This window comes from Nocardia sp. NPDC049737 (assembly GCF_040674755.1).
Taxonomy (GTDB): Bacteria; Actinomycetota; Actinomycetes; order Mycobacteriales; family Mycobacteriaceae; genus Nocardia.
The window spans coordinates 146,969-173,049 of sequence record NZ_JBFANH010000008.1 but is presented as its reverse complement, the minus strand read 5'-3'; the positions used below and the strand labels follow the sequence as shown (position 1 = coordinate 173,049).

Genomic DNA, 26,081 nt, shown 5'->3' with positions numbered 1-26,081 from the left:
AACGCATGGTGATCAGTGGTCCAGCAGCACCCCGTGCGCGGGGTGGCGTGTGATTGGGGCAGAGTGTTCGGGGTGAGCGAATCGGGATCGAAGTACACGCCGCGGCCGATGTCCAGTGCGGCGACATATGCCCTGGGTGGCGTGGCGCTCGCGCTCATCGTGTTGATCGTGATCCTCGCGTTCCGGTGGGGGCGCGACGACGCCACGATCCGCAATGACGGCTACGGATCGGTGCACAGCGCGGACGTGCACGCGGTCCTGGACCAGAACAACGGCACGATTCTGCTCGGCCGCCCGGACGCGGCGAAGACCATCGATGTGTACGAGGATCCGCTGTGCCCGTCCTGCGGCGCGCTGGAGCGACTCTACGGTCAGGAGATCGCGCAGCAGATGGACGAGGGCAAGCTCGCGGTCCGATACCACCTCGTGACCTTCCTCGACCCGAAGTCGAAGAGTAAGGACTATTCGACCCGCGCGGTCGCCGCGAACGAATGTGTCGCGGAAACCGGTTCGGGTCCGGTGTATTCGAAATTCCACGCGCTGCTGTTCACCTCGAAGCAGCCGGAAGAGGGCGGCGCGGATCTCAGCAATGACGATCTCGCCAATGTCGCGAAGGAATCGGGCGCCTCGCTGGCGGCGGTGCAGTGCATCGGCTCCGGCGCGAAACTCGATGCGGCGAAGATCCACGCGCAAATGGCACGCGCGGCGTTGACCGATGCCAACGGCGAGGTCGCCACGCCCGCCGTCTTCGACGGCAAGAACAAGGTCGAGGTGAACAACCACGAGTGGGTCCTCGACCTGACGAAGTAATCGTGCCGGGCGGTGGCGCCGCCCGGCACGACGCACCTACCCGGCGGGCTCCGGCTCCGGCTCACCCTTCGCGATCGCGCTCAGTTCGCGCTCGACGAGTTCGTCGTGCGCCCTGGCCTGCGCGGCCGCCTTCTTCGGGCTCCAGTGTCCGGCCATCAGGAAGACGAACGGTAGGAACACCACCTGCGCGACCAGGCAGATCCACCACCAGCGTTCCCACTGCTTCGGCGAATCGGCTTGCGCCTGCTGTACTTCCTTGGCGTGCGCGGCCAGATAAGCCTGATCATCTGCCGGGATGGTGCCGACCGACTGCAACTGCGTAGTCGCCTGCGCCAGTTTGGGGCCGACGGTCGCGGCCACCGCGAGGTCGGCGGCCGGAATCTGCTGCACGGCTTGCAGGCGCGCGATCGCCTGATCCACCGGAATACCGAACTTCTTCGCGACCTGTCCGACCGCCGCCAGACCCGCGTTCGCGTCGGCCGGATTCGTGGTCAGTGTGGTCAGTGTCGCCGAATCGATGGCCTGCAGCGTCGCCAACTCCTGCGGATAGCGGGTGTTGAGACCGACCGTGGTCTGGATATCGGCGGGTGACGCCCCGGTCAGCTTGGTCAGCGCGGTGACCTGTGCGGCCTGATCATTGGGGTTGTGCTGCAGTGCCGCAAGGGTTTCCGTGCCGACCGTCTGGATGGTCGCGAGTTGCTGGGCGTATTTGTGTGCGATCTCCGATAGCCGCGGTCCGTAATTGACCAGCGGACCGGCCGCGTTCACCACGATCAGCAATCCGAACAGCACCACGGTGACGACGCTGCGCAGCGTGCCGCCCCACACCGCGAGACCCACCGCCGTCGCGGCGGGATTACGGGCCTCGACCGTCTCGGTGAAGCTCGCCATCCAGGTGGAGTAGGCGATGCCGGTGCCGACCGCGATCACTACGAAAACCGTCGCGAACGAGTAGTAACCGGTATCGGGCTGATCGGTGTAGCCGATGAACAGGTACATGCCGACGATGCTGATGAGCGCGCCGACGATCATGAACGGCTTGCGCACCTTCAATTTGTCCGACACGATCCCGGCCAGCACCAGGGCGATCGCATTGGCGGCCCAGTACCAGTTGCCGAGCGCATTGGCCTTGGCCGGACTGAATCCGAAGTTCGTCGCCATATACACCGGAAGGAACGACACGATGGTGTAGAAGAAGGCGAGGAACAGGCTGATCGCCAAGGCCGAGCCGATGATGTCGGGGCGCAACATCTGTCGCCACACACCCTGCTCGAGTTCCTTGACATCCAGACCGCGGGCGCGGGCCTCGATCAGCGCACGGTCGCGCAAGGTCACCATGATCTGGTCGCGCAGTCGCGGATTCAGCTCGCGCAATCCGATCACCGCGACTACCGCGATGACGAGGCTGATCACACCGCACAGCCGATAGTGGTACTGCCAATCCGGATGCGCGTCGAGCGTGTGAGTGGAGATCTGCGTCGTGACCAGGGCGCCGATGACCGGCCCTAGCGTCCAGAAGCCCATTGCCGATGCCCGGTCCAGCTGCGGGGAGAAGTCGCGAATCAGAGCCGGTGTGGCCACCAGCACCGCACCCTCGACAATGCTGACCAGGCAGTACACGAGCAGGTACTGCTCTTTGGTGGTCGTCGCGGGCACCGCGAACAGGGTCAGCAGCGAGCAGATCACCACGCCGTAGGCGACGATATTCGCCCGCCCCCATCGATCCAGCACGCCCGCGAGCACCGAGGCAACCGCGCCGAAGGCGGCGCCGATGATGAAGATCCAGACGAAGTAGGCGAAGGACAGGTCGAAGTAGCCGATGAGTTCATTGCCCACGGCGCCGGTGACGAATAGTTGGTAGTAGAGCGCGATCGAGGCGATGACCACGACGGCCAGGTACCAGGAGCGGGCGGGTGTATCGGGATAGTGCGGTAGTTTGCGTTGCCACAGCCCTGTGAGCAGGGTCGGCGGATCCGCAATCTGGGTCGAGCTCATGGTCGAGATGCCTTTCTAGCCACGGCATTTCGTAAAGGACCTGAACCGTGTGTGGATCAGGGCGATTTGCCGGGTGGACACAGGGTAGTGAGATGGATCACTGCCCGCAGGTGTTTCGGACCATGAGAACGCTCGATTTGCGCAATTGGAATAGACGGTACCGATGAGTGGGACCATTGGTTGACGCCGCAAGCATCTCGAGCTGGGGTGGGGATTATGAATTCGGCCGCCGCAGTAAGGGTTTCGATTCCGAGGCGGGGGCGGATATTCGCCGGAATAGCACGGCGGTTGCGCACGGGGGCTGGAAATAATTCCGGCAGTGGCGATTTCGTTGCTCGTACCGACGACAACGGGGCCCGTGCACGATGGCACGGACCCCGTCAGGTCTATCCGGGCTTACAGGTAAGCGCCGCACACGGGCCAAGCGCCCGGGCCCTGGGTGGCGAGCACATTCTCCGCGACGCGGATCTGCTCCTCACGGCTGGCGCCGCTCGGGCTGCCCGAGCCGCCGTTGGCGGCCCAGGTGCTCTGCGTGAACTGCAGGCCGCCGTAGAAGCCGTTACCGGTCGCGATGCCCCAGTTGCCGCCGCTTTCGCACTGCGCGACGGCGTCCCAGTTGTGGCCGGAGGCCGACGCGGTGGCGGTGGACAGGCCGAACGGAACGGCGGCGATGGCACCGGCGACGGCGGCGAGACCAAGGGCACGGGTGAACTTGCGGTTCTGAGTCATGTGGATTCCTGGCTGCGCCCGCTCGGCTCCGGCGGACTTCCGCCGTGTCCCTGCCCCCAGCGATGTCGGGGACCCTCGAAACCGCGGGGCAGGGTTACCGGCGTTCAGCGATTCGAGTTCGAGCCCGTCGCATTGATCCGGGCTGTCGACGACGACGCTAGCGAAGAATTCGCGACAGATCACGTTGAGATAACGTCCGAATTGCCTCGACCCTAACTGCGGATTATCGACATTCACGCAGTTCGAATGCGTAAAAATGTATATATACGACCGTTCGTGATAGTTACGTTATGTGTTCGGGATCACTACGAAATAGTGATCTGGATCGCGTTTGAGCGCTGGATCCTGGGGTCTATGTCTGGTTTCGCCGCCAGTCCGGCTCGGTGCGGATGGTGAAGTTGTGACCCGCTGGGGTATTTGTGAATCCCGCTCGCCCTCGGATCGAAGTCGACAAATCGAGCTTTGCGGCATGTGGGTGTTATGTGACGCTTCGAGCGCGAGCTGCCTTACCGATGTCGACGTGGCGCCGCACGGGGCTTCGACGCACACGGCCCGAGTGATGCCGACAGCACATAGCTCGTGGCGACTGGAGACGTGCAAATGGAATGTTGCGCCGCAAACGGCGATGGGTGCCGAGCGGTCACGTGAGGGGCGCGCAACCTGGAGGTGTCAGGGGCCAGTCAATGGGGCAACGGGCGGGGGCACCGCGCCCCCGGCCATACGGCCGAGCGTTGGTGAGGGATGCTCCGTCTCGGTATCGCCGAGGCCGACCGAATGCCTGAGCTGGCGGCGGGCCTCTACGACGTCCTCTTCGGGATCACGGTCGGCGATCTCGCGTCACATTTGGTGGCAGCCTTCGGCCTCGCGGCCGACAAGGCAGAGGTCGTGGCGAACGAACTGATCGGCCTCGTCATCCACCCAACGCTTCCCCGCCTGCTGTTCGGAGTCGAACCCCTCGTGGACGCGATGCCAGAGGAGACCCGGCTGGCGGCCGATGTCGACCTCGACGAGATCAGGCACCTCCTCCGCATCGTGATGCCTCCGCCGGCCGCAGCGTGAGGCCGGCGACTGTCGACGGCCACCGCACTCATGCTCGGCCTTTCGCGCAGGAGCGCGGCACGACCGCTGTGCTCACGCAGGCGCGCCGGTCGGCTGCAGCAGGCCCGGCGCGCCCAACCTCGCAGCGAACCCGATCCATCGCCCGGAACTACCGCTCCCGAGCCGGAATGTGTTCGGCGGTGGCACACTTCGCGGAGTGCGAACGCGTCGCGCACCGACCAAGAGGATCCTGCGGGCAGCTCGAGGCGGCTATGTGTCAGCTCCGCTGTCGTACGCCCGCTGGCAGTTCTGGATTTCCTCGCCGTGCTCGACAGTCCAGCTGTAAAGATGCCCAAACGGCTCGCGCAGGATGGACGAGGTCGTCCGGTTCGCGATCGCCCGCGATGCCTGACTACTCGGCGCCGCGACTGGTGAAGTCGAAGGATTCGCTGTCGATGCCCCAGGAGATGACCCGTTCGGGGTGAATTCGGATGACCGCGCGTTCCTGGGGTTGGAACGGTGGCTCCTCGTCGTCGAGCGCCTCAGCCGTGCCGCGTACCTCGATGCCGCGAATCACGTACGGCTCCAACGAAACCTGTTGGTCGATGACGAACGACACCCGGCTGCCCGCCTCGACATTGCGGTACTTGCGACTGGCACGCATCCGCATGCCCCCGATGTCGATCGTGCCGTCGGCGTTCACCCGATAGCTGGTCGGGTTGTTCTGCACAACGCCGTCGGGCGACACCGTGGCCAGCCGCCCGATCCCGGCCTCCGCGAGGAACTGCTGTTCATTGATGGTGAAGGTCATGTCAGGTACACTCCTGGTGAATTCTATGTCTAGCAGCGCTAGATAGTGGAGCAACGGTAGCATTCGTCCACTAGCTTGTCTAGCGTTGCTAGATTTCAGCTCGCTACCGCGGGGTCGCACTCGGATCAGCAAGCTGCACATGCCCGTTCCGGCCGAGCGCCTTGGTCCCGGCCTCGGGCAAGACTTGCTTCCAGTTGCCCACCGACGCCGTACTTGCATCCGCCCCCGTGCTGCCTCCGCCGCGCTCATCTCTCCGTCAACACCGACAACACCACCCGCACCTTGTCCTCGACCGGAGGCTTCAACCGCTGTGACCGCGCCACAGACCGACTCCTCCCCGGCTCGATGTGCCCGGAGCGCAAACCGAGCAACCCTGGCAAGAATCTTGACGCACTAGAGACCAACACTATCGAACATGCGTTCGATAGTGTTGTTGGACAACCCCCTACGTCCCCCCGAATCGAGGCGATTTGGTTGCCGACACGCCAGTGGTGTAACTTCGTTCAGGCAGTCAGGGAAACCCGACGGCAACCCACTCGGGGCTATGGCGCAGCTGGTAGCGCACCACACTGGCAGTGTGGGGGTCAGGGGTTCGAGTCCCCTTAGCTCCACTCTTTTCGCAGGTGAGGGCCGCTTTTTGGTTCGGTGAGACGACCCGGAAGCGGCCAATCCTCCAACAAACTCCCAACTAATTCCCCGGACCATTGACGGCGCGTTCGAGTGCTTCCGCCGCCGCGTGGTGAGTTCGCCCGCGTGCCATGTAACGCCGCTGGGTCATGGCGGGGTCCGCATGGCCGAGTACGTCAGCGGTGATCCGTGCCGACAGGCCCGCGTCATCGAGAATCGTCGCGACGGCGTGGCGGAAGCTGTGCGCGGTGATGTCATCGGCCATGCCCAGCGCTTCGCGTACCCGCTGCCATTCGTGGCCGACGTTCTGGGGATCGCGCAGCGTCCACACGGCCGAGGGAAAAACCAGGTCGAGTGTCGGTGTGTCCGGGTCCGGCGGGGCGGCCAGCTTGCGGGCCGCTAGTACCGCTTTGCGCCGCTTGAGCATCTCGACGGCGAAGTCAGGCAGGGCGATTGTTCCCCGGCGGTTCTTGGGGTCGTCGTCGCGGTCTATGCGTACCAGGCCCTCACCTTTGACGCGCACGACCTTGCCAGTACTGCGCAGAGTCCGGGCCTCGAGATCAATGTCAGTCCAGAGCACGCCGAGAATCTGACTGCGCCGCAAGCCCGTTGCCGCCAGCAGGGTTACCACATCGGCCAGATCGGCACTGTCGCAGTAGTCCGCGACCGTGGGCGGGGTGTACGCCTTCACCGGAGTTTTCCGGCTGCGCTCGGCGCGCGAGAGCTTGCGCGGGCACGGCACTTGCGAAGTCCGCACCGCCACGAGGATGAACCGCAGTTCATCAATGGTGATGTCACGTGCGCCGCCGGTACGGCCCTTGGCCTCCACGTTCTTCGCCATCTCCGACTCACGGACAGGGTTGACCGTGAGGGTATCTTTACGCACCGCGTAGCGGAACATGCCCGACAAGACATTGCGGCCGGTCCGCATCGAAGACGGGCCTTTTGCCGCGCCGACCTGCTTGAGGAATGCCTCAACCGATGACGTGGTGACCTCCAGTAGCCGCCGCTGCCCGAACGCGGTGGTGAACAGTTCCGCTGCCACGTCGTAGCGTTCCAATGTGCTGCCCGCGCGGCCCTGTTCGACCAGATAGCCCCGGTACAGAATCCACAGCTGTTGCACCGTGGTGGAGTCCGACAGTTCCCCGCCGAGGTCCACCCGGATAGCCGCCGCAGCCGCCATCACCGAATCCAGAGCGTGAGACCCGTTGCGGTCGGGTATCTTTCGGCCGCGTGTGTCGAGCCTGACCGGGGAGACCCGTCTCAGGTCACGCCGTTTGCCGGAGGCGTCGCGGACGAGTATCCGCGCTTCCCAGTGCCCGGCCGATAACTCGGTCAGCATCGGCGTACCGGGGACGCCGATAGGGCGGGCCGGTCTGCCCCGCCTCACCGCCGCATCTTCTCAGCGGCGCGGTTCACTCGTCGGTGCGTGCCTCTAGCGCCGCGTCGAGCGCGTTCAAATCCCACCGAAAATCCTTTCCGACCCGCTTGGGTCGCGGTAGCCACGGGTACTTGTCACGATTGCGATTCCAGCGGCGCAGCACTTCGGGATGTACGCAGATGTGCGCCGCAGCGGCTTTAGTGGTGGCCCACTGTCGAACCGGCCATGATCGTGCGTGTTCAGAAGACCCCGGACCGGCAGGAAGATCAATACTCATTTGATTGCTCCAGATTAGCTGTGTTGGATGGCGGTCGATCTCTCCGGGCCGGGTGGAGGTTCGGCGGCGAGTATGGCCCGGTCGTATTCGGCGCGCCAGGCGATGCGTTGGGCGATGGCGGCCATGAGCAGATGTGCCCATGATGGGATTCGGGTGCCCGGTGCGAGTTTCGACCAGGTGTAGCGGTGCGGGTCGGGGGCGGGTTTGTCGATCCCTGCCGCCGCGAGGGTGGCGCGGACGAATTCCATCCGGTCGGCTTGGTGGTCGCCGAGGGTTTTCCCGGTCCATAGTTCCGAGGTCAGTACCCGGTTACCGGGCAGGCCCAGGGTTTCGCGTCGGTGTGCTCGTGCCTTGCAGCGGCCGGGTTGCATCCTGGATTTCGCGCCTTTGGGGACGATCCCGTACAGCAGCCACACCGCGCACCGTTCCGAACATGGTGTGCGGCACAGCGCTTGGTGTAGCCGGTCGTAATGGGCGTGTTGCCGAGGAGTTTTCGCCTCCAGAACCTCACTGACCGATTTGGTGAGGTACTTGCACAGGTAGCCGATGTGGCGGGTGGCTTCCTCTGTGCCGCCGAGGATGCCTTTGGAATGGACCTGTATACCGAACCACACCAGATGCGCAGGGTCCTCGTGATCCCAGGTGGTTTCCATCGCGGCATCCCAACTTTGCAACGGTGTGCGCGTATCCGGGTCGACGAACGTCTTGGCCTCGCGGTCCCACAGCGGCACCCGCACTCCGTCGTAGAGCATGCGTTCAGGTCTGGGCCACCACACCTGGTGGTAAGTCGCGGCCGTGACTTGTCGGATGATCCGGTGCGGGATGTCGCCGCGGATTGCGATGTGTACGTGCGGTGCGCCGCGTCGTTGGGGTTCGACGCTGGCGAAGTACTGCACGTTCCAGCCGACCACGCGGCGCAGGTTCTGTATCCAGCGCGAGAACAGCCGCGCGAACCAGATCGCATCCCACGCCGCCCGCTCATAGTCGTAGCTGTCAGGATCGATGGGAGTGCCGTCGTCACAATCCACGCGCCCGTAGCTGTCCAGCGTGAGAGTGATCATCATCGACGGTTTGAACTTGCCCGCGTACTCGCGCCCAATCGTGCGGTTCTGAATCGGATTACGCGGCAACTCCGGCACATCCGGACGGCGACGAGTCGACCTGGCACGCCCGGAATCCTGCTCACCATCCCCGCAATCAGAATCAGAATCCCCGTCGGTGCCGTCGTCGCTGGCGTCGACCGCTTCGGGTGCGGGTGTTTTGCCTCGCATCCCCAACGCGGTCAGTTGTTTATCCGCCCACGCGATGTCAGCGAGCAATTCCGGAATCTCGCCCAGGTGCCCGGCTTCCCCGGCACGGACCCGTTCACACTCGGCGATCAGATCCGCACGATACGCCATCAGTCCCGTCTGATCGAAACTCGGTCGCGCACGCGGGATTTCGGGCTCGTGGTCCAAATGCCAGCCTTCCCGGATTTGGGCCAGCCGCAACGCTTTTGCCTTCTTCGCGCACGCCGGGCACACCCCTTCCATCGTGTTGCCGCACGGCACCGGGATATGCGAGATAGCCCCGGTTATGGTGTCGGTGCGTTCGAGGACCATCGGCCGGATACACACCCCGAACCGTTTCGCGGTCTCCACCGCCACCTCATCGAACGACGGCCCCCGCCGAGATGGTTGCTCGTCGTCCTCGTTGGCGTGTGTCTGGCCGTCATCGACCGTGTCTGTCATGAGATCCACCTGTCCCGTAGTAGAACGCGGCACCGCGCCGGACGCACCGAATGAGCACAGACATCGGCGCGATGCCGCAGAGAACGAAAGAACTACTGCCGGAACAGATTTCAAAGATTGGATGTGACGCCGCCGGTACGACAGCCACCAGGCGCTACCCGCGCCGAAAGATTTTCCAGATGCGCTACCCGCGCTGGAATCAAAGATTGAGATGCGCTACCCGCGCTGAATGAGAATGCCGCTCGCAGAGGATGTTTCGTACTGTCGCCCGGCGCGGCTTATACCAGGCTACCTGTGATTTTCACGATGAGGTGAGGCCGGTTCACGCCGCGTCGGGGTTGTCCTCGAGTCGGGGTGTGCCGTCAGGATGGCGGGGCAGGGTGGATAGGTGCGCATGATCCACTCGATATCGTCATCGGTCACCCAATAGGCGCGAACCCTGGTGATTTCCACCGATGTCTCGTGCTCGATGTAGGCCACGCCGGGGGTGGTTTCGGGGATTTCATCACACAGCGCGCCCCGGTCCCGCCCGCTCTGGCCGAACAGCATGTTCGGTTGCGTCGGCTCACTCATCCGCAGACCTACCCGGTAGGGGTATAGCTGCCGGAGTTCGAGGACGTCTTTGGACGGGTCTTGCAGGCATCCGACCATCGGCACCGCCACCGCCCGCGACTGGGTGAGCACGACCCCCATCAACCGCGTGATCTCGTCTTTGATCTTGCGGTCGCTGTAGTAGGCGGTCAGGCTCGCGGCTTCATCGATGATCACCACGACCAAGGGTTCGGCCATGGTCGGGGTGATCTTGCGTTCGGCTCGGGGCATGTAGAGCACACCCCGGGATTGCACCAACGCCGCCGCGTCCCGCAGCAGTTCCAGCGCCATGGGGCCGTTGTCGTAGGCGAAGCGCGCGAACCACTCCCGAGCCGCCCCGTACTCCATTCCGCCCTTCGGGTCGATGACCCACAACACGACGCGCCCGTCGCGGATGGCCGGACCAAGTGCGGCGATCAGTGACCACACCACCGACCCTTTACCCGAGCCCGTCTTTCCGGCGACGAGGACTTGATTGCCGAGCAGCCGCAACCGCCAGGGTTCCCCGAGTTCGGTCAGCCCGATCGTCAGTGCTTCCAGATCAACGGTTTTCGGTACCACCCGAGGCAACGGGATCGGGCCGATCAGGCGATCGGTGTGGATGACTTGGAGCCGCACGAACCCGGACTCGGCGTTACGCACCCGGACCCCGACCGCACCGAAGGCGTGGCGCAGCGCATCGGACTGCTTGGCCCACATCGCCACGGTTTGACCGCCGACCAGCTTGACCACCAGTTCATCGGCGGTGTCACTGATAGTGGTCCTCACCAATCGGGGGGTTTGGACGCCGCTGTCGAGGATCTTGGTCAGGCCGTGGATCGCGGTCAGTGTCTGCCAGCGCCGTTTGTACCGCTTCCACGACAGATAGCGTGAGGTCATCCGACCCCACACCCAGCGCCGCCACGAGCGTGGCCACCAAGCCCACCACCACACCCATCCCGCGACCGAGAATGCCACCGCCCCAACGGCATAGGGCCAGCCTCGCCACCACCACAATGCACCCGCACCGGCCAGCGGTAGCGAGATCATCGGGAACAGCACCGCCCACCACAGCAGATGCGCCAACCCCAATACCGTCATTTCCAGCGCGTAGAACACTGCCTTCCCGAGCTCATCCATCACCGTGGGTGTCGGGGACGGAGGTTTCTGATACTCCGCAGAGCGAACCATGATCAAACCCTTCTTCAAATGATGTGTATGAATGTTGTTGCCCTACAGGTGATTACGATCACGCGATCGGTAGGGTTGTGCGGGGTGGGTCCGCTCATGAGACGAGTGGACCCACCCCGCTTTTGTGTGTCACCGCCTGAGATCAGGCGCTTTTCGCAGTCGAACCGCTCGAGCGCGGGCCGGGAGCCGGGGCATACCCGGTCGCGCGCACGGTGTAGTCGAGATACTTGAATTCGTTCTGACCAGCGGTCCGGGGTTGTAGCGTGACATCGGTCAGCGTGATCGGCCGGAGGTTGTTTCCGATCTCCGCTGTCGTGGGTACCGGTTCCTCATTCGCCAGCAAGGTGATTTCGTAGCTGGCGCGGCGGGCGTTGCGTACGGCGGGATCACTCACGGTGATCTTCCATTGCAACAATCCGGTCACCGGGTCGCGCTTGTGCGGTCCCACCCGGTTCGGATCACCGGTATATTCGGTATCCGCACGGACCTCTCCCAACTGGTAGAGACCAGCGTGGAAATGACTTTCGAACGGCACCGGGAACCGATATTCCTTGCGTGGGTCCTTTTGATCTTTCAGTGATTCGGTAGTCAAGGGCGTAGCCTTTCTGGGTTCTGTTCTGATGTGTCTCGAAGAAGACCGTCAGCAACCTCACAGACGGTCACGACACGGCACGACAACCGCGCCGTCAAGGGCTCATGACCAGCACAACCGGCGGACCACGCGCCCCGCAACACACCCCAGTACCTGGGCACCAGCCCGCCAGCTCCCCACACCTGACAGCACCGTCCGACTTTCCACGCACGCCCCCATGCACTACTGTGGACACAGCAGAACCTCTGTTTCTGCGACAAGTGATAAGAGGGGACTCCAACACCGACCATCAATCGCATTGGAGTTTCTTTTTCGTTCACGGCTGTCCCCTCGTTGGCGCGGGGGGACAGCTCACAAAAATTATCCGGAATTACCGATATGTAATTCTTTCCGCATAATTCTCACCTCCTTTTCTCCTGCAACCATGATCACCCGATGAACCGCGGATGTGTCGCCTACCCACACTCGCGGTGTGCCATCGATTGCCCAGGACATACGTCCACGCGAGGTCACAGCCTCCAAGCACATGGCAGGACAACAGAAATCGCGCGGGCAAACCACACCATCACGTACCGCGCAACACTCAGCGGCACGGACACTTCCGCGCATGAATCGGGACTCACCCATGATCGGGTGCCACTCGACCGATTCGTACCAGGGCAGGCCGGAACCCGGCGTCACCGGAACAACCTCCTTTCTCCCAACACCGATCCGTAAGCCATCCCCTGGCACTTCCATTGGACCCGTCCCACCAGCACGCGTCAAGCAAGCCCGCGACAAACCCACACACAAATCATGGGAAACCTCAACGCATGTCGCGTGGATCACACTCCATGCCATGCATCGGCACTGCCGCCTGATAGACCTGCTCAGCACTGAATCTCCTTGTCCGTCAGTAGAAGGCGCCCAACCGGCCGCGCGCATCACACGCAAACAGCAAGGCATCCGCATCGGAAAATCCGCTACCGGAACAAGGATTCAGAAGAAGGGTGACACCGCCGGGTCGACGCCACGGGCGCTACACGCGAAAAGGATTCGGTGACAATGCAAGCGCTCTACCGCGCGGGGGCCGCACTAACACGTATCGCTCACAAACAAGACGGCACCATCGAGCATACCCCCGCCCGGGGGTTAGCCCGGATCCGACCGAAACTGATTGTGTACCAACAACTTCCGATCAATGACCGGACGGGGACGGTTTACCAGCCGCCGCGCCCGTTGAGCATCAGCTCAATCTCAACAACCCGCCGCTCCAACCGCGCCGAATGAATACCATCCGTAGCCTTCCGGGCAGCTCCGATAGTCTCCTGCGCCGCGTCGAAATCTCGGTTTCGCGCGTACGACTCCGCCAGCCAAGTCTGATAGAGCGCGACCTCCCGCGCTCGCTCCTTCGGATAGTTGTCGATCGCCTGTTGCAGCAAAGGCCGGGCGCGCGACGGATCACCCAGTTCCACGAAGCATCGACCCGCCATCACATCGATTTCGGATCGGTCCACCCAGTACACCCATTCGGGTTCCTCGACAGCAGCTGTCCGACGCTCATAGGTGTCGTCCACGGTGTCTAGGGCGCGCATTGCCCCATCACGATCCCGGGCGCGGGCCGCGGCCCATGCCACGCGCTCAGTCAGCAGCGCTGCGACCACCGGTGTGGCCCCCTGTGCTCCTTTGACCGCAGTGCGGGCCAGAAGGACTGCCTCATCCGGGTGGCCGACGTTCGCGATCTGATAACTCAAGCTCGAGAGCAGTTGGCCCGTGAGTATGCGATCCCCTGCCTGACTAGCCGCTTTCGCACCGTCCAGGTAGGTGTACTTGGCGTGCCCGTAGTACCCGGCATCGCTGGCGACCCATCCAACGAGCTGCGATAGCTCGCCAGCCGCCGTCAAGAGTCGTCGGCCGATGTCCTCGGCATAGCTGCATTCGTTGATCACCGTTCGGAGGTCTTCAAGCTCCTTGACGACCAGCGGGAACAGATCCTTGCCGCCGACCGAGTCGTCGAGATGGCGGAGGTCAATAACGCGCTGTTCAACATCGTCGGCGAGTGAACGCCCAACCCGGTGCCCAACCGCCGAGTGAGTGACCGGAGCGGAATCGGACACCAGCCACTCATGAGCCAGCCGGATCGGGTCATCCGGCGGTGCCGTCAAGGCTGATACGGGGATGTTCAACGCACGCGAGTAGGCAACGATGTGCTCCGGCTTCACGTCCCGCTGATCATTCTCCAACATGCCGAGCATCGACTTGGAGAAGTGAGTCCTGGCCGCGACAGCCGACAGGCTGACCCCCTGTGATTCGCGGGCCAGCCGAAGCAGTGAGCCGGGCTTATCCATGGATCTGCGGCACCGATCTGTGGACTCTAGTGGACGCTGAACTTCTTCTGTGTCAAGCCTTCTGACACGAGACTACTACTCAGTGCACGTCAGCCGACGTTTCATCAAGAAGCCCGACGCCCGTGCACTGCGCTCATCACCCGGATATCGGCCGATTCCCGTGCCCTCATCGGCACGCCAACATTCGGGACGGGTGCAACTAGCCGCCGTACTGAGGGAGTCACGATGTCCAGCCCAGATCTACCACGCCGCCCAGCATTCGTTGGCCCGCCGATCCCATGGCCGGTCGACCGCCGTCGCGATGTCATCGAGCAGTGCATCAACGCTCTACACGAGTGGCAACCCGAGCAAACCCACACCGAACCCGACGCAGAGGTCTAAACCGATGGACCACACACCTTTTGGCGATACCGCGATGTCCCGCTGCCACTTCTACAGGCGGGCATGCGATCTGCCCGCGAACGTCGACCCGCCTCAGCTCGGCCGAATCGTGATGAAGGTCGAGCACGTAGGGGCGCTGACCATGCCCGCTCGCCTCGGCCAGTCCGTGAAAACCCATATGCAGCAGCGAGGTTCGGACGTTGGCCCGGTGTGCTCACACCCACGCCAGAACAGGTGGACATTCCTGATTCGACCGGACATCCCGGATGATGTACGCCTGTTCGCCGAGATGTACCGCCTCGATGTCCAGGTCATACGAGAGGGCGGCACCGTGGCGTTACCGTCGCCAGCCGACCAAGGCACACAGTTCCGACGCTGGATCGAACCGCCACGGTGCACGTTCCGGCCGTCCGGGCTTGTAGTGGTCGATGCGATTCGAGCGTGTTCGGGTCGGTATCGGCCCGTGCGGAGGTGGGCTGCTCATGTCTGAATGTGACTGTGGGCCGTGGCTCAAACTCTCGATGTGCGGGATTGGGAGCTTCAACGGCAAGACCGGGGAGTTGGAATCCGTACGGTGCCCGTCCCGGTTCTGTATGACCATGGCCCCGCTGGTCGACGGGAAGATCGGCGACCCCTACGGCATCACGGACATGCTGTCACCGTTGCCGTGCCCGTGGATCGGGGTTCGGGTTGTGAATGACGGCGACGACTTCATGCCCGATGACTCCGCACCGGTCCCCCCGACACAGGCGCAGCGGCCATGACAGTAAATACCCTGGCGCCGAAGGCGATCGGTGTTCTTTCCCTCGATGTGAGCGGCCCGCACCGGTTGCGGGACGAGCAAGTGATCACCGAGTTGGCGCAGCGACGCGGTTACGCCCTGACTGGGTTGGTCACCATTGGTGATGACACGTTCATGCCGACAGCTCTCATCGTCGGGACGGCACGCGGCAAGGGAGCGGCAGCGGTTATCGCGCCGAGCATGGCCCACTTCAGCAGCCGCGTCCGGGCTATCGCTCTGGCGTGTGACCTGATCACGCCAACCAAGTTCGTAGCCTGCACCAGCACCGACCGATTACGAGGGACGTCATGAGTGAACAGGTTTCCCCGCTACCGGACGTACCCGACGTACACCTGAGCGTGTTCGTGCACGGGGTGCGGATGGACTTCGCCGCATGTCTGACCGCCGCACTGACTTTCATCGAAGAGCATCGGGCACGTCACTACGTCGACGCGGTAAATGTGCTTCCAGGCGACACCACCGGCCTTCAGCGCCTACCGAATGAACGGCTCTACCTTTCACCGTGAGATGAGAGACTGACCGGGCACGGACAGTGACGACCATACGGAGGGATGATCGGCGTGGGAAATGACGAACAGATCGGTTTCGATATCGAATTCGATGACAAAACCCAAGCGTTCTTGGATTGGGTTGCGCCGGAGCGGATGGAATCGGAGATACGAGCTTTCCTTACCGAAACAACACCCGGCGTCGCTGATTATGCGGATACATGGTGGAAGCCGCCAATGACGAAAGAGATCTTGGAGGCCGTCAAAGAATTCTTCCGCGACCGCGAAGGGTTCTTTGCACTCGCAAATCGGGAAGCTGCGGACCGATTCATCCGATTCTACGGTGAGTGCTTTGTTCGACGTGCCGGGATGAAATGGACTAACCGCCCCGAGTGGAGCGGCGCACCACTGTATACCGATTTCAGTCCGGCCGTAGACGACGGCAACGGCGAGGATGTCAGAAGTCTGGTCTCCATGTCGGATTACTTGTTCCTCGAAGATGATGGTCCAGACATGGCGGATTACGTGATCACGTCGGCTGCTCGCGACATGCGGGGAGCCCGAAACCGCACAAAGAACTGATCTAACACTGCATAAACGGGGGTGGGTACAGCCGTGCCCGACGAATACGACGCCATCCGATCAGAGCTGTCCAACTACGAAAAGGGTCTGTATTTCGAACTCGGGCGGGCACATATACGCGGCGAAACCCCTGAAAAAGGATGGGTGCGGCAATTCAAGATAGAAACCGGCAAAGGTGCTCGTATTCTGGATTCGGCCCGGACCGAAGGCCGAGGCACGCGCGGTGTGGAGCGCAAATCCGGACGGGTCAATGAACGGGATGCACGAGAGCAGTTACAAAAAGAGCGGGCAGGACTCGACTCCAGGCAGCTGACTCACAGCACATGGGAAACGGTCGAAGGTGAAAAAGTCCCGGATAAAGTGCGCGAGGACATGCACGCATTGGAACGTGACTTTCCCGGCAGGTTCCGTCACGAGATCGTTTCCCGCGCCGATGCGGCGCGGGCGATACGACTCGGGCAATCCCTCGTGTCCCAACAGCTCGAATTGATCAGGGCTTACGAGCTGGTGCGTGCCGACCGTGCACGTAAACGGTTAGGAAAGATCCGGGAACTCGTGCGGGCGCGGGAAGCCAAGGCGAAAGACGAACGCGCTCAAGAGAAAGAACCTCAGCAGCGAGGAATAACAAAAGAGCGAGACGAGCAGGTACGGGAGAATAAGGCGCGAGACGAACGTGCCAGGGTCGAACCCGAGCCTGCCACACGGGTAGTGCGGGAACTTCCGACCTGGGCGCAGATACTCACCCGAGAAGACAACCGAAATAACGCGCAACCACCCACCCGCGCTGACCGTGACGCGCAAACGGTGGAGATGCCCAGTCTTGAGATTAAACCGGGACGCGCACAAGAACCCCCAGCACCGCCACCCGCACCGCAACGAACGCCGGAGCAGGAACACGAAAACTCCCGAGCGCGAGCTATACAGGAACGCAACAACGCGCGAGCACTAGCACGAGAGAATGGGCTATCGCCGCAGATAATGGGCATTCTCGGACTCAACAGCAATGAACCGCCCAAGATGATTAACGTTGACCAGGCCCGAGCACACGCCGAGTCCGAACGGGACCGGTCGATACATCAGCAGCGCGAACGTGAACGGGCCGAACGCGAACGTGAGGGTCGACACCGTGGCGAGTAGCGCTGGAATACTGAGCCCCGCTGTGCCGGATTCGGCTACCCCAACCCTAAAACCCTGCGTGCGGGGTGCCTGCCGGGGGTGCGTCGCGGATCGAGCGGGATTCCCGAACCGTCCCGCGAAATCTGTTGTGCCGCAAGCTTGATGGTTTCATGTAGAGAGTGAAAGAAGATTGGGAGACCCCCGTAAGAGAAAGAAAAGAAGAAAGAAGCCGGAAACCCCAAGTAAGAGAACTTGCCGAATTTCCCTCTACGAAGATCAAGAGCGGCGCGCATGCGCGCGCCGCCCGGGGTGCCCGCCCTCCCACTCCGCTCCCAGGCGGGCACCCCGGACCAGACGCCAGGATGGGGAGCCGAACTTCCACCACGGGCCATGCACACACCACCGCGGAGTTGATCAGGTCGGCTCCGTTCCGAAATGCTGCCGCACCCCTCCGGGGCTTGCCGCCCGCGACACTGCTTCAGGTCCAGCGTGTAGAAGATCCGGGTAGTCGTTAGAGCTACTGCGAGGTGGTGTCCGAATCGCGAGCGCTTTCCCCGATCGCAGCTTGCTGCGCCCTGTTATACAGATCAAGAACGAAATCGCGTAGCTGGGGAAGATTTCGTCCCTCATGCAACTTTCGAGCTAGCACTTCGGATGTCCAACTCGGTCCATGGCCCGATACTTGTGGAGCGAATCTCTCAAGTTCACCAACCGGAACGACGAATATTCCGAAGTCGCGAAGGGCCGACACAAGTTCCGTGCAGGCCCGGTAAGGATCTCCTTGGGGTACCCCAGCCAATCCTGTCCGTTTCACCTTGTCCCATCCCGAGTTGATCTTGAGTAGCCCCTTCAAGCTATTCAAAGACTTTCGGTCCAGTGGGTCGGGCATAGAATCTATTGCGCTTTTAAATGTGCCGAGGAGGTCTGCATGAGTAAGTTTCTCCTCGGCAGATCGCAACGCGGAGTCGAGAATTCTATACGATTTCTCGATAGATGAGAAATCTTCGCCCAACTCATTCAATATGCGATTGATATCTTCCTTTTGGCGCAGCAAATCGAAATCGGCAATAACGAACACCGGAACTGACACCGCCTTGAGGGCCCTAACTAATGTATGTAACCGTTGTTTGCCTCCGCTAGGAACGAAAAGTATTTCAGGCATACGGGAGGTTGGCAACTTTGTACCTTCGTTTCGGATACTGTCCAGAACTGCCGAGTAAAGTCGGCAATCTGAATCAGCCTCACATATAACTACAGCATCGTGAAATAGGCCATCGAGCACGTTGGAATGTTTAAGCAGGGGGTCATTCCAGAGGTCGGTGAGATCTTCATTAAGAAGTACCGAGGCCTCGTTGTGGTCGCCATTCCGTGTGATTCGCACGATGGTGGACGGCACCTCTGCGTTCAACACCCCCTGGACGATATCGCTGCTGTGCGTGGCTATCACGACGTGCTTATCGTCTACGCTACGCTGCGCAAGCAGCTTCCCCAACATCCGCGCCTGTGGTGGATGTAAAAAGGCTTCCGGCTCGTCTACTAAGGTTATAAAATGATTCCCAGCCATAACGTGAATCATTAATCCCATAAAACTTTTCATGCCGTCGCCCTGATCGTCGATAAGTGGCATGACATGTAGCTTATGAAGGTATTCTTGATCAGGGACTCCATTTTCGTGGGTGAAATCCGGCTTTGCAAGTCCTACACGCAGGCTAACGCGCGAGCCACCCTGCCTGTCAACGACAGTTCTCAATCCGAACGCTGACCGTGAAATCTCATCAAATGCACGCTCAAGCGAGCCGTCGAGATACGCTTTTTGGAGCGGACTAACAGGCGGTTCCTGAGCGTAATCCAGATTGCTGGTACTGTTGGCACCTGTTAAGCGATTCATCGCATTGGCGTGAAAAACAAACATATCTCGCATTTGCTCAAGGCTGCCAGTTTCGGCATTCCAAAGCTTGCCAAATTGCTCAAGAGTGTTAGTCATCCAATTGGGCGCATGGTACATTTCTAAGTCTGACCCCTGTCTACGCCTAGGGACATTATTGGTTACCCACGTCTCAAAGTCATCTCGAGTGCCACTCTTGCGGATTGTCACACCCGCAACGCAGCGTCCAGACCTGGGTTGTTGGCAGTGCTCGTAAATATCGCGTAGTGCCTGGCTCTTGCCTGCGTTATTAGGGCCGACAAGGACAAGGACCCCAGCAGGCGGCAGACTGACCACTGTATGGTCGCTGAAAGTAACAGTTTCGAGGCGCACTTGAAGCGGCATATCTAAATAATATATGACTATGGTCTCGCCCGCCGAAACCTGTTAGCAAGTGAGCTCTGCCGCGCCGCTGGAGTTTGCTGCATGCTGATACAGGTCCAGTATATGGCGAACTCAGACACTGAAAGGCTCAATATAGACCGGCCGTATCAACGCCGATCGGTTGGGCTGATTCGAACACGAAGTCCTTGATATCGAACAAGAGTGAGCAATCTTCCATGTACTGGTCCATAAGATCCTCATATGAAGCCCCTCCACGCGCGAGGTGGTGGACTGCGCTATTCCGCAAAGTATTGAAAGTTCGCAATCGACTGACCAGACCGCCGGGAAATCCATTGTTCTCAGCTAGCTGTACTGTTTGTCCGAATGTAATTCGCTCGCTAGGGTGGAACTCTCGACTGCGGTGAACGATGAGCCAGTTCCGGAGTTCAATCTCGATTAGTGTGGCGTCGATCGAGACGACTTCAAGAAGGTGTTGCCCCTTGGCTGCGAGCGTTCGCGTGGCGCTGATTCGCCGAGCATTACTAGCACCGATCTGCTCATCTATAAACCCGAATGACTGAGCGTTGCTAACAATGCGTAGACCGCCCGTGAGGTCACCAAGTTCTGCCAACTCTTCGCTGGTCAAACCCTTTGCGTGCCGCTTCCGTCTTATTTCAACAATACGATCCCGGACGACCTTGAGTTTGCCGAGCTTGGCAACCTCGGAGTCCATGAGTTGACATTCGAGTGCAAGATCAATTATGTCCACGATCGGAGCCCTGCTGTCGATGGTTTCCTTTGTCATCTCTTGGCCGACTTGGATCAAGTCCGGCGTCACTGCCTCGATGGTGCTGTGTGCGGCTAATTTGCGGTGCGCGATTACGATGCTGCGTGTACCGGCTGGAAATGACTGCACGGCGTTCTTGACAGAATCCCCGAACGCGTCGGGAGTCTTGCGGTATTCCTGCCGTCCGACCACTGAATATCCGGTCGCGAGCTTGAGGCCGATTCGGATTGCACTTTGAGCGACATCCGCACTTTTAGTAGAGGCGAATACGATTGGTTTTTCGGATGCACAAAGGTGAAGCACGAGTTCGCGCAGTCCAGATCGGGGTGTCGGCGGGTTCTCCAGCAACCAGGTGCGCTCAAGCTCCCGATACACGTCATCCGCTCTTGATAGGTACTTGGGGGCAGCTTCTGCAATTAAAGTCATGAATGCGAGCGGATCGCGCGTGCCTAAACTATGTAGGCTCGAATGCATTCCGTGTTCCCTGAGTTTTCTTGCGATACGCTCTGGGATTATCGGGCTTTTGTCTCGAAATGCGATCTCTTCGGCGACGATTATCACGGCATCAAAGGTGGATGCGAATGCCGGTGGATTCTCGCGGTAGCTGCTCATCTTATTGCGCTGGTTGCCAGTTTCTGTGAGGCGAGTTGACGGAACCTTTCATCGTACCTGCGGTAAGGGCCGTATCAGGTTGTAACGCAAGGGCTGTCACCCTGTGGTGGCCAGATGTCAGCGCCGCGAGCTGTGTGCCATCCCGTCGTTGCAAAGCCGGTGTGCGGCCTGGTCTCGGTGAGTCAGCGTCGCGTGAGCCACCTTCAAACCGATGGTGCAGCCGTACTCTGTGCTTACACCGGCGAACTCGCCGTCAGCCGTCACAGCCAAACCGCCGCACCTACCGCATTGACCGCTGCCTACCGCCGCCCTGCCAAAACCAGGTGAGAAACCCGGTCCGCGTAGCTGATGGTTAACCAGTGATGGAAAGTCGTGGCGTGTCACGGATTAGACACGCCGATGCCAGCCGCAGGATGCTCCCAACTAAGTCCCAACAAATTCCACCAACGTAGCGATCTACCGAATGTGTGTTCGATGGTCCTCAGTAGTCGATTGTCGTCGTATGAGCTGGTCAGATGATATTTTTCCGACAGTAGAGTCGTTCGTAGTTGTCTGTGGTAGTCATGAGTTCTCGTAATGTGGGGGTCAGGGGTTCGAGTCCCCTTAGCTCCACTGAATGACAAATCCGCAGGTCAATGGCCTGCGGATTCTTTGCGTTTGTGTATTAATCCGAACCATTTCGGTTCTGTAGCGGGCACGGCCCGGGGCAGAGCGGCATGTCGTGTAGAGCTTCCGGATGGGCTTGTGGCTGTCTGCTCGCTATCGATGGTGTCGGCGCCGGCGCAACCGGTGCAGAGGGGTACTGGTGCAACTGCGTCGTCAGGGGGCGGTCAGGCCGTACATGCTCGGCCTCGCGCACTGGCTATACCTGCAACGAGTGAGCGGTAATGCCGATGTCCGAGCAGCCAGAGCCGTCGATATACGGAGCCCGTGCGGCTCGCGGGTTCGCCCGTGATGACAGATTGGTCAACCTCCGCGAGCTAATTGTGCGGATCGGCGAGCACGCTGGGCCGCCACCTCAGCAGGGCCGAGGCCCAGGATGGGACCGGTCGGCGACTGTGGATTCGGGAGGTGATACCGGTCTGCTGCTTCGAGTGTGGCGAATCCATTTGCGATCACCTGCTGCCGCCTGCCGTGCCAACATCGAGGTATGACGCAAATCCCTAGAGGCAGAACACCTTTCGACGACATCTATGACCAGCCGGATCCTCGGGGGTTCTTCGGCGGTCTCGGCCGGTTCGACTACCAGACCCCGCAGCATGCCCAACAGGTATTCCGCCGTCTGGCCGCGGCACGCGCACGATCGGGACCGGTGACGGTGCTGGACCTGTGCTGCTCGTACGGCATCAATGCGGCGTTGCTCAACCACCACCTGACCCTCGCCGACCTGTACGCCCGCTATACCTCCCCGGGGATGGCCGCGCTGGACACGGCCGAACTGATCGAGTCCGACAAAGACTTCTACGCCGCTCGTCGCCGTGATGATGCCGTGCCGGTGGTCGGGCTGGATATCGCCGCCCCGGCGATCGACTACGCGCTGGCCGTGGGTCTGCTCGACGCCGGCTTCTCCGAGAATCTGGAGACCGACACCGCTTCCGCGGCCCTGCTGCGCGCGGCCGGAGCCGCCGGTTTGATCACCGTGACCGGTGGCGCGAGCTTCCTGACCGCCCGCACCATCCACCAGTTGCTGTACGCCGCAAAGGAGCCGGTGTGGGTCGCCGCGTTTGTGCTGCGCACCGGCTCCTACCAGCCCATCGCCGATGCTCTGGCCGAGCATGGGTTGGTCACCGAGGTCGATTCGGAACGCACGGTCGTTCAACGTCGATTCACCGATCCCGACGAACAGCGCTACGCCGTCGCGGCCGTCGCCGCGACCGGCGCCGACCCCACCGGAAAGGAGACCGAGGGCTACTACCATGCCGCATTGCATCTGTCCCGGCCTCGGGACCGGACCGTGCCCTACGCCAGCCTCGCCGGGCCCGAAACCAGCTGAGCGATGCCTGGATACCACGCGAGACTCACACACCCGCGGCATCCGCTCACGCCGCTGGCGCGCGCCGAAGCCGGGCTGCGGCCTGCGCTCAAGTCGACTCACCAGCGAACGCGCACATGCCGATTTCAGGTCGTCCGGTGTGCTCGAGATGAAGCCGGATTCCCGTAGCTGTCAAGACCATCCGCGAGCTTGCGGGGCCAGACAAAACGAAATGTGCTGGTACACCTCGGTGTTCGCGGTTCTCCCAGTGGCACCATAGGGATGGTTCCGAGTCTTCGCGAGCCTGCTGATCTTGGGTGATGGGCGAGAATCTGCTTTGTTGTTGTGGCCAAGATTCTCGGCGTGTCCGAGTGGAGCCGGTGTCACACTGTGTTGGCCGGGCCATTCCATCCTGTTCTCGGGACCGCACGGCGTCAGATACCGGTCGTGTGGATGGAGGCGTGGTCGCATGTCGCAAAAGTCGGATCATCCCGGATCTCGTGGCGAGGACGCCGTGCTTTTAGCAGCCGGTCTAGCCGAACTGACACTCAGCCGCATCGGACCGATGGTCGGCCGGATGTGGGGACTACTGCGACGGTCGGACCTGGTGGCGCTGGCCGGTGCGGCGGACGCCGATTTGAAGGCGCGCGGCAGGCTGGCATTGGACAGGTATGCCACAATTCCCCCGGCCCACCTGGAGATCCTCGCCCAGCGGGTTGCGGCGCGACGTGCTACCCCGCGCGATGTCTGACCGATACGACCCCGCTGCGTTCAAGGCCCGCATCGACACCACACTCGAGCAGTTCGTCGCGCAGGAGAATGACCAACTCCTGGCGGTCGACCCGCAACTGCGGCCGGTGGCCGATCAGATCGTGGTGGCGACAACGCACGGCAAACGGTTGCGGGCGGCGTTTTGTTACTGGGGCTGGCGGGCAGCGGGACAACCGGACAGTGACGCGCTCGTGCGGGCCGCGGCGGCGATGGAGTTGGTGCACGCGGCGGCCAGCGTGCAGGACGACATCATCGACGACAGCCCGCTGCGGCACGGCCTGCCCACCGCACAGATCGCCCTGCGCACACCGTTGCGCGGGCGCCCGAACGCCAAGAAGTCTGCCAGGGCCCTCGCCATGCTGGTCGGGGATCTGTTGATGGCGTCGGCCGGGCAGTTGTTCATTCTCAGCGGACTGCCCGCGGCATATCTGTCGCGCGCGCGTCCGCTGTGGGCGGCGCTGGCGCGGGAGTTGATCGCAGGTGAGTGCTTGGAGATTCTCTGCACCGGCGCGGCACCGGACACCGCAGAATCGTTGAAGGTGGTCCGGTACAAGACGGCGAAGTACACCGTCGAACAGCCGTTGCTCATCGGCGGCGCGCTGGCCGGCGCCGATCCCCGGCTGCTGAAAGCGTTCTCTGCGTACGGGTTACCGCTCGGCGAGGCGTTTCAGCTGCGCGACGATCTGCTCGGCCTGTTCGGCGATCCGGCCCGGACCGGCAAGGCGAGCCTCGATGACCTCCGCGCCCGCCGTCCGACTGCCCTGCTCGCCGAGACTTGGCGGGCCGCTGATCGCGGACAACGAAAACAGTTGCACACCTTGCTGGATCGACCCGATCTCGGTCCCGACGATCTCCGGGAGATGCGCGAGCTGATGAGCTGTGTCGGATCTCCCGAACTGATCGAACGGATGATCGGCGAGCGGGTCGAGGAGGCCACACACGTATTGGTCGGCCTGGATGTTCCACCGCCCGCCGCCCGAGCCCTGACCGAGCTCGCGCACGCCGCCACCACACGCAGGCATTGACCTTGCCGCAGAAGCACTTCCACCGTCTCGCCGTCGACACAAGGAGCCATGGTGACCTACACCCACACGTCGATGGACGCACTGCGGCAATACGGTGACGAACTCGCCGACTCAACGGTGGCCACGTTGTTCGAACGTGGCGAGCTCGGCACGTTCAACACCCTCATGCGCTATGTCTCCACCGTTGGCGCGCCCCTACCCGACGGTCTGCCCGATATCGCCCGTGAATACCTGCACGAAACCAGCGCTCCGCCTTCCTGGGTGGACTGGGGCGAGATGGAGAAGGCCCGGCTGTTCTTCATCGACAACAACGTGCACATCTCCACGGCCCTGTCCTTCGCCTCTATGCCCGCCTGCTACCTCGTCCCGCATATCGCGAAACTGCTGTCGGCCACGCACTCCCTGGAGTACCCCGCCAAACGCATGGCCGAGACCGGGCAGTTCACCGTCTACCTGATGCAGCCCGACGCCTTCGAAGCAGGCAGCCGCTTCATCCCCGCCGTCCAGAAAGTCCGGCTGCTGCACGCATCGATCCGCTACCACCTCTCCAGGGAAAACCGTTGGGACACCAACACCCTCGGCACGCCGATCTGCCAGGAAGACTTGATCGGCGGCCAAATGCTGTTCTCCATCCTCGTCCTCGACAGTCTGCATCGGCTCAACATCCACATGAGCGTCGACGGGGCCGAGGCGTACTACTACGCATGGCGGGTAGTCGGCGCAATGCTCGGCGTCGACCAAGCGCACGCGCCCAAAGACCTCGAATCCGCTCGAGAATTCCTCGACACCTACCTGACCCGCTACATGGGTCCCAGCGACGAAGGCGTCCACCTCACCCGCCAACTCATCGACCTCTACGAGGAGGTTGTCCCTGGCACCCTCTTCGACCCCGTCGTCTCCGCCCTCATCCGCTACCTGATCGGCGACACGAGCGCTGACTGGCTCCAAGTACCCCGCACCGCTTGGGATACCGCCGTCAAAACCGTGCCCGGCCTGCTCGGAGTCCTCGAAACCATCGAGGACAAATCCCCGCTGGGCGCATGGGCGCTGGACCGCCTCGGCCACCTCACCACCCGCTTCGAACTCAGTTCCCTGACCCGCGGCCGCGTCATGCAATACGCCATCCCGGAACATCTCAAACAAGACTTCGGCGTCTCGTCCACACTCCCACGCACACGGCGCTGGACACCCCCGCCTGCCACCTGAATCAACCGCGAAG

The 26,081-nt window shown here is 61.8% G+C and carries 21 protein-coding genes and 1 tRNA gene; 12 read left to right on the top strand and 10 right to left on the bottom strand.

Translation table 11 applies throughout. From position 1 onward, the window contains the following. The first annotated feature begins 108 nt into the window (after positions 1 to 108). On the top strand, positions 109 to 810 hold the full coding sequence (locus AB0J47_RS13655) for a thioredoxin domain-containing protein (RefSeq protein WP_364345214.1): 702 nt from the start codon (positions 109 to 111) through the stop codon (positions 808 to 810). 36 nt (positions 811 to 846) lie between these two features. Here AB0J47_RS13655 and AB0J47_RS13650 read toward each other — a convergent pair whose 3' ends face one another. Both AB0J47_RS13650 and AB0J47_RS13645 read right to left on the bottom strand, forming a co-directional pair. Further along, a complete protein-coding gene (locus tag AB0J47_RS13650) occupies positions 847 to 2,805 on the bottom strand; it encodes an MFS transporter (protein ID WP_364345022.1) in 1,959 nt (652 codons plus the stop codon). 396 nt (positions 2,806 to 3,201) lie between these two features. Next, a complete protein-coding gene (locus tag AB0J47_RS13645) occupies positions 3,202 to 3,534 on the bottom strand; it encodes a transglycosylase family protein (protein ID WP_364345020.1) in 333 nt (110 codons plus the stop codon). Positions 3,535 to 4,275: 741 nt separating this feature from the next. Here AB0J47_RS13645 and AB0J47_RS13640 point away from each other — a divergent pair. Continuing rightward, on the top strand, positions 4,276 to 4,593 hold the full coding sequence (locus AB0J47_RS13640; protein WP_364345018.1) for a TetR/AcrR family transcriptional regulator C-terminal domain-containing protein: 318 nt from the start codon (positions 4,276 to 4,278) through the stop codon (positions 4,591 to 4,593). A gap of 391 nt (positions 4,594 to 4,984) precedes the next feature. On the opposite strand, the gene AB0J47_RS13635 is transcribed toward AB0J47_RS13640, so the two are convergent. After that, positions 4,985 to 5,383, bottom strand: a complete 399-nt coding sequence (locus tag AB0J47_RS13635) for a PPOX class F420-dependent oxidoreductase (protein WP_364345016.1) — start codon at positions 5,381 to 5,383, stop codon at positions 4,985 to 4,987. A gap of 538 nt (positions 5,384 to 5,921) precedes the next feature. Here AB0J47_RS13635 and AB0J47_RS13630 point away from each other — a divergent pair. Continuing rightward, positions 5,922 to 5,994 (top strand) — tRNA-Ala (locus AB0J47_RS13630). A 77-nt stretch (positions 5,995 to 6,071) separates the two neighbouring features. Here AB0J47_RS13630 and AB0J47_RS13625 read toward each other — a convergent pair. The 5 genes from AB0J47_RS13625 to AB0J47_RS13605 all read right to left on the bottom strand — a co-directional run bounded on the left by AB0J47_RS13625 (position 6,072) and on the right by AB0J47_RS13605 (position 14,078). After that, positions 6,072 to 7,352: a tyrosine-type recombinase/integrase gene (locus AB0J47_RS13625; RefSeq protein WP_364345212.1), complete on the bottom strand. Its 1,281-nt coding sequence runs from the start codon at positions 7,350 to 7,352 to the stop codon at positions 6,072 to 6,074. Between the two features lie 330 nt (positions 7,353 to 7,682). Continuing rightward, complete coding sequence (locus AB0J47_RS13620; protein ID WP_364345014.1) at positions 7,683 to 9,398, bottom strand: replication initiator; 1,716 nt, start codon at positions 9,396 to 9,398, stop codon at positions 7,683 to 7,685. A gap of 288 nt (positions 9,399 to 9,686) precedes the next feature. Beyond that, positions 9,687 to 11,108: a cell division protein FtsK gene (locus AB0J47_RS13615; protein WP_364345012.1), complete on the bottom strand. Its 1,422-nt coding sequence runs from the start codon at positions 11,106 to 11,108 to the stop codon at positions 9,687 to 9,689. Positions 11,109 to 11,301: 193 nt separating this feature from the next. After that, a complete protein-coding gene (locus tag AB0J47_RS13610; RefSeq protein ID WP_364345010.1) occupies positions 11,302 to 11,751 on the bottom strand; it encodes a hypothetical protein in 450 nt (149 codons plus the stop codon). A 1,199-nt stretch (positions 11,752 to 12,950) separates the two neighbouring features. Continuing rightward, on the bottom strand, positions 12,951 to 14,078 hold the full coding sequence (locus AB0J47_RS13605) for a helix-turn-helix domain-containing protein (RefSeq protein ID WP_364345008.1): 1,128 nt from the start codon (positions 14,076 to 14,078) through the stop codon (positions 12,951 to 12,953). Positions 14,079 to 14,941: 863 nt separating this feature from the next. Here AB0J47_RS13605 and AB0J47_RS13600 point away from each other — a divergent pair. From AB0J47_RS13600 to AB0J47_RS13580, 5 genes are read left to right on the top strand one after another with little or no spacing between them, the layout of a single operon-like run. Then, positions 14,942 to 15,223: a hypothetical protein gene (locus tag AB0J47_RS13600; protein ID WP_364345006.1), complete on the top strand. Its 282-nt coding sequence runs from the start codon at positions 14,942 to 14,944 to the stop codon at positions 15,221 to 15,223. Then, a complete protein-coding gene (locus tag AB0J47_RS13595) occupies positions 15,220 to 15,552 on the top strand; it encodes a hypothetical protein (protein WP_364345004.1) in 333 nt (110 codons plus the stop codon). Before AB0J47_RS13600 ends, AB0J47_RS13595 begins: the two co-directional genes overlap by 4 nt. Further along, entirely contained in the window at positions 15,549 to 15,767 is a 219-nt protein-coding gene (locus AB0J47_RS13590; protein WP_364345002.1) for a hypothetical protein, read from the top strand. The genes AB0J47_RS13595 and AB0J47_RS13590 overlap by 4 nt, the downstream gene beginning before the upstream one ends. Positions 15,768 to 15,821: 54 nt before the next feature. Continuing rightward, positions 15,822 to 16,331, top strand: a complete 510-nt coding sequence (locus AB0J47_RS13585; protein ID WP_364345000.1) for a hypothetical protein — start codon at positions 15,822 to 15,824, stop codon at positions 16,329 to 16,331. Positions 16,332 to 16,364: 33 nt separating this feature from the next. Beyond that, entirely contained in the window at positions 16,365 to 17,468 is a 1,104-nt protein-coding gene (locus AB0J47_RS13580; protein WP_364344998.1) for a hypothetical protein, read from the top strand. 496 nt (positions 17,469 to 17,964) lie between these two features. Here AB0J47_RS13580 and AB0J47_RS13575 read toward each other — a convergent pair whose 3' ends face one another. Both AB0J47_RS13575 and AB0J47_RS13570 read right to left on the bottom strand, forming a co-directional pair. Further along, a complete protein-coding gene (locus tag AB0J47_RS13575; RefSeq protein WP_364344996.1) occupies positions 17,965 to 19,716 on the bottom strand; it encodes a TOPRIM nucleotidyl transferase/hydrolase domain-containing protein in 1,752 nt (583 codons plus the stop codon). 127 nt (positions 19,717 to 19,843) lie between these two features. Beyond that, positions 19,844 to 21,094 (bottom strand): hypothetical protein, encoded by a 1,251-nt coding sequence (locus tag AB0J47_RS13570; RefSeq protein WP_364344994.1) that lies wholly within the window; start codon positions 21,092 to 21,094, stop codon positions 19,844 to 19,846. A 1,150-nt stretch (positions 21,095 to 22,244) separates the two neighbouring features. Between AB0J47_RS13570 and AB0J47_RS13565 the strand changes: the two genes are divergently transcribed. The 4 genes from AB0J47_RS13565 to AB0J47_RS13550 all read left to right on the top strand — a co-directional run bounded on the left by AB0J47_RS13565 (position 22,245) and on the right by AB0J47_RS13550 (position 26,068). Then, a complete protein-coding gene (locus tag AB0J47_RS13565; RefSeq protein ID WP_364344992.1) occupies positions 22,245 to 23,087 on the top strand; it encodes a hypothetical protein in 843 nt (280 codons plus the stop codon). 448 nt (positions 23,088 to 23,535) lie between these two features. After that, positions 23,536 to 23,817, top strand: a complete 282-nt coding sequence (locus AB0J47_RS13560) for a hypothetical protein (protein ID WP_364344990.1) — start codon at positions 23,536 to 23,538, stop codon at positions 23,815 to 23,817. Continuing rightward, positions 23,810 to 24,862 (top strand): polyprenyl synthetase family protein, encoded by a 1,053-nt coding sequence (locus AB0J47_RS13555; RefSeq protein WP_364344988.1) that lies wholly within the window; start codon positions 23,810 to 23,812, stop codon positions 24,860 to 24,862. The genes AB0J47_RS13560 and AB0J47_RS13555 overlap by 8 nt, the downstream gene beginning before the upstream one ends. A 51-nt stretch (positions 24,863 to 24,913) precedes the next feature. Next, positions 24,914 to 26,068, top strand: a complete 1,155-nt coding sequence (locus AB0J47_RS13550) for an oxygenase MpaB family protein (RefSeq protein WP_364344986.1) — start codon at positions 24,914 to 24,916, stop codon at positions 26,066 to 26,068. Positions 26,069 to 26,081 lie beyond the last annotated feature (13 nt).

Bases quoted from the DNA above. Each gene is read 5' to 3' on its own strand.
- AB0J47_RS13645 (WP_364345020.1), bottom strand. From the start codon at position 3,534: ATGACTCAGAACCGCAAGTTCACCCGTGCCCTTGGTCTCGCCGCCGTC.
- AB0J47_RS13635 (WP_364345016.1), bottom strand. From the start codon at position 5,383: ATGACCTTCACCATCAATGAACAGCAGTTCCTCGCGGAGGCCGGGATC.
- AB0J47_RS13605 (WP_364345008.1), bottom strand. From the start codon at position 14,078: ATGGATAAGCCCGGCTCACTGCTTCGGCTGGCCCGCGAATCACAGGGG.
- AB0J47_RS13615 (WP_364345012.1), bottom strand. From the start codon at position 11,108: ATGGATGAGCTCGGGAAGGCAGTGTTCTACGCGCTGGAAATGACGGTA.
- AB0J47_RS13590 (WP_364345002.1), top strand. From the start codon at position 15,549: ATGAGTGAACAGGTTTCCCCGCTACCGGACGTACCCGACGTACACCTG.
- AB0J47_RS13640 (WP_364345018.1), top strand. From the start codon at position 4,276: ATGCTCCGTCTCGGTATCGCCGAGGCCGACCGAATGCCTGAGCTGGCG.
- AB0J47_RS13620 (WP_364345014.1), bottom strand. From the start codon at position 9,398: ATGACAGACACGGTCGATGACGGCCAGACACACGCCAACGAGGACGAC.
- AB0J47_RS13555 (WP_364344988.1), top strand. From the start codon at position 23,810: ATGTCTGACCGATACGACCCCGCTGCGTTCAAGGCCCGCATCGACACC.
- AB0J47_RS13575 (WP_364344996.1), bottom strand. From the start codon at position 19,716: ATGCCGCTTCAAGTGCGCCTCGAAACTGTTACTTTCAGCGACCATACA.
- AB0J47_RS13565 (WP_364344992.1), top strand. From the start codon at position 22,245: ATGACGCAAATCCCTAGAGGCAGAACACCTTTCGACGACATCTATGAC.
- AB0J47_RS13595 (WP_364345004.1), top strand. From the start codon at position 15,220: ATGACAGTAAATACCCTGGCGCCGAAGGCGATCGGTGTTCTTTCCCTC.
- AB0J47_RS13560 (WP_364344990.1), top strand. From the start codon at position 23,536: ATGTCGCAAAAGTCGGATCATCCCGGATCTCGTGGCGAGGACGCCGTG.
- AB0J47_RS13600 (WP_364345006.1), top strand. From the start codon at position 14,942: ATGTCTGAATGTGACTGTGGGCCGTGGCTCAAACTCTCGATGTGCGGG.
- AB0J47_RS13650 (WP_364345022.1), bottom strand. From the start codon at position 2,805: ATGAGCTCGACCCAGATTGCGGATCCGCCGACCCTGCTCACAGGGCTG.
- AB0J47_RS13655 (WP_364345214.1), top strand. From the start codon at position 109: ATGTCCAGTGCGGCGACATATGCCCTGGGTGGCGTGGCGCTCGCGCTC.
- AB0J47_RS13570 (WP_364344994.1), bottom strand. From the start codon at position 21,094: ATGAGCAGCTACCGCGAGAATCCACCGGCATTCGCATCCACCTTTGAT.
- AB0J47_RS13625 (WP_364345212.1), bottom strand. From the start codon at position 7,352: ATGCTGACCGAGTTATCGGCCGGGCACTGGGAAGCGCGGATACTCGTC.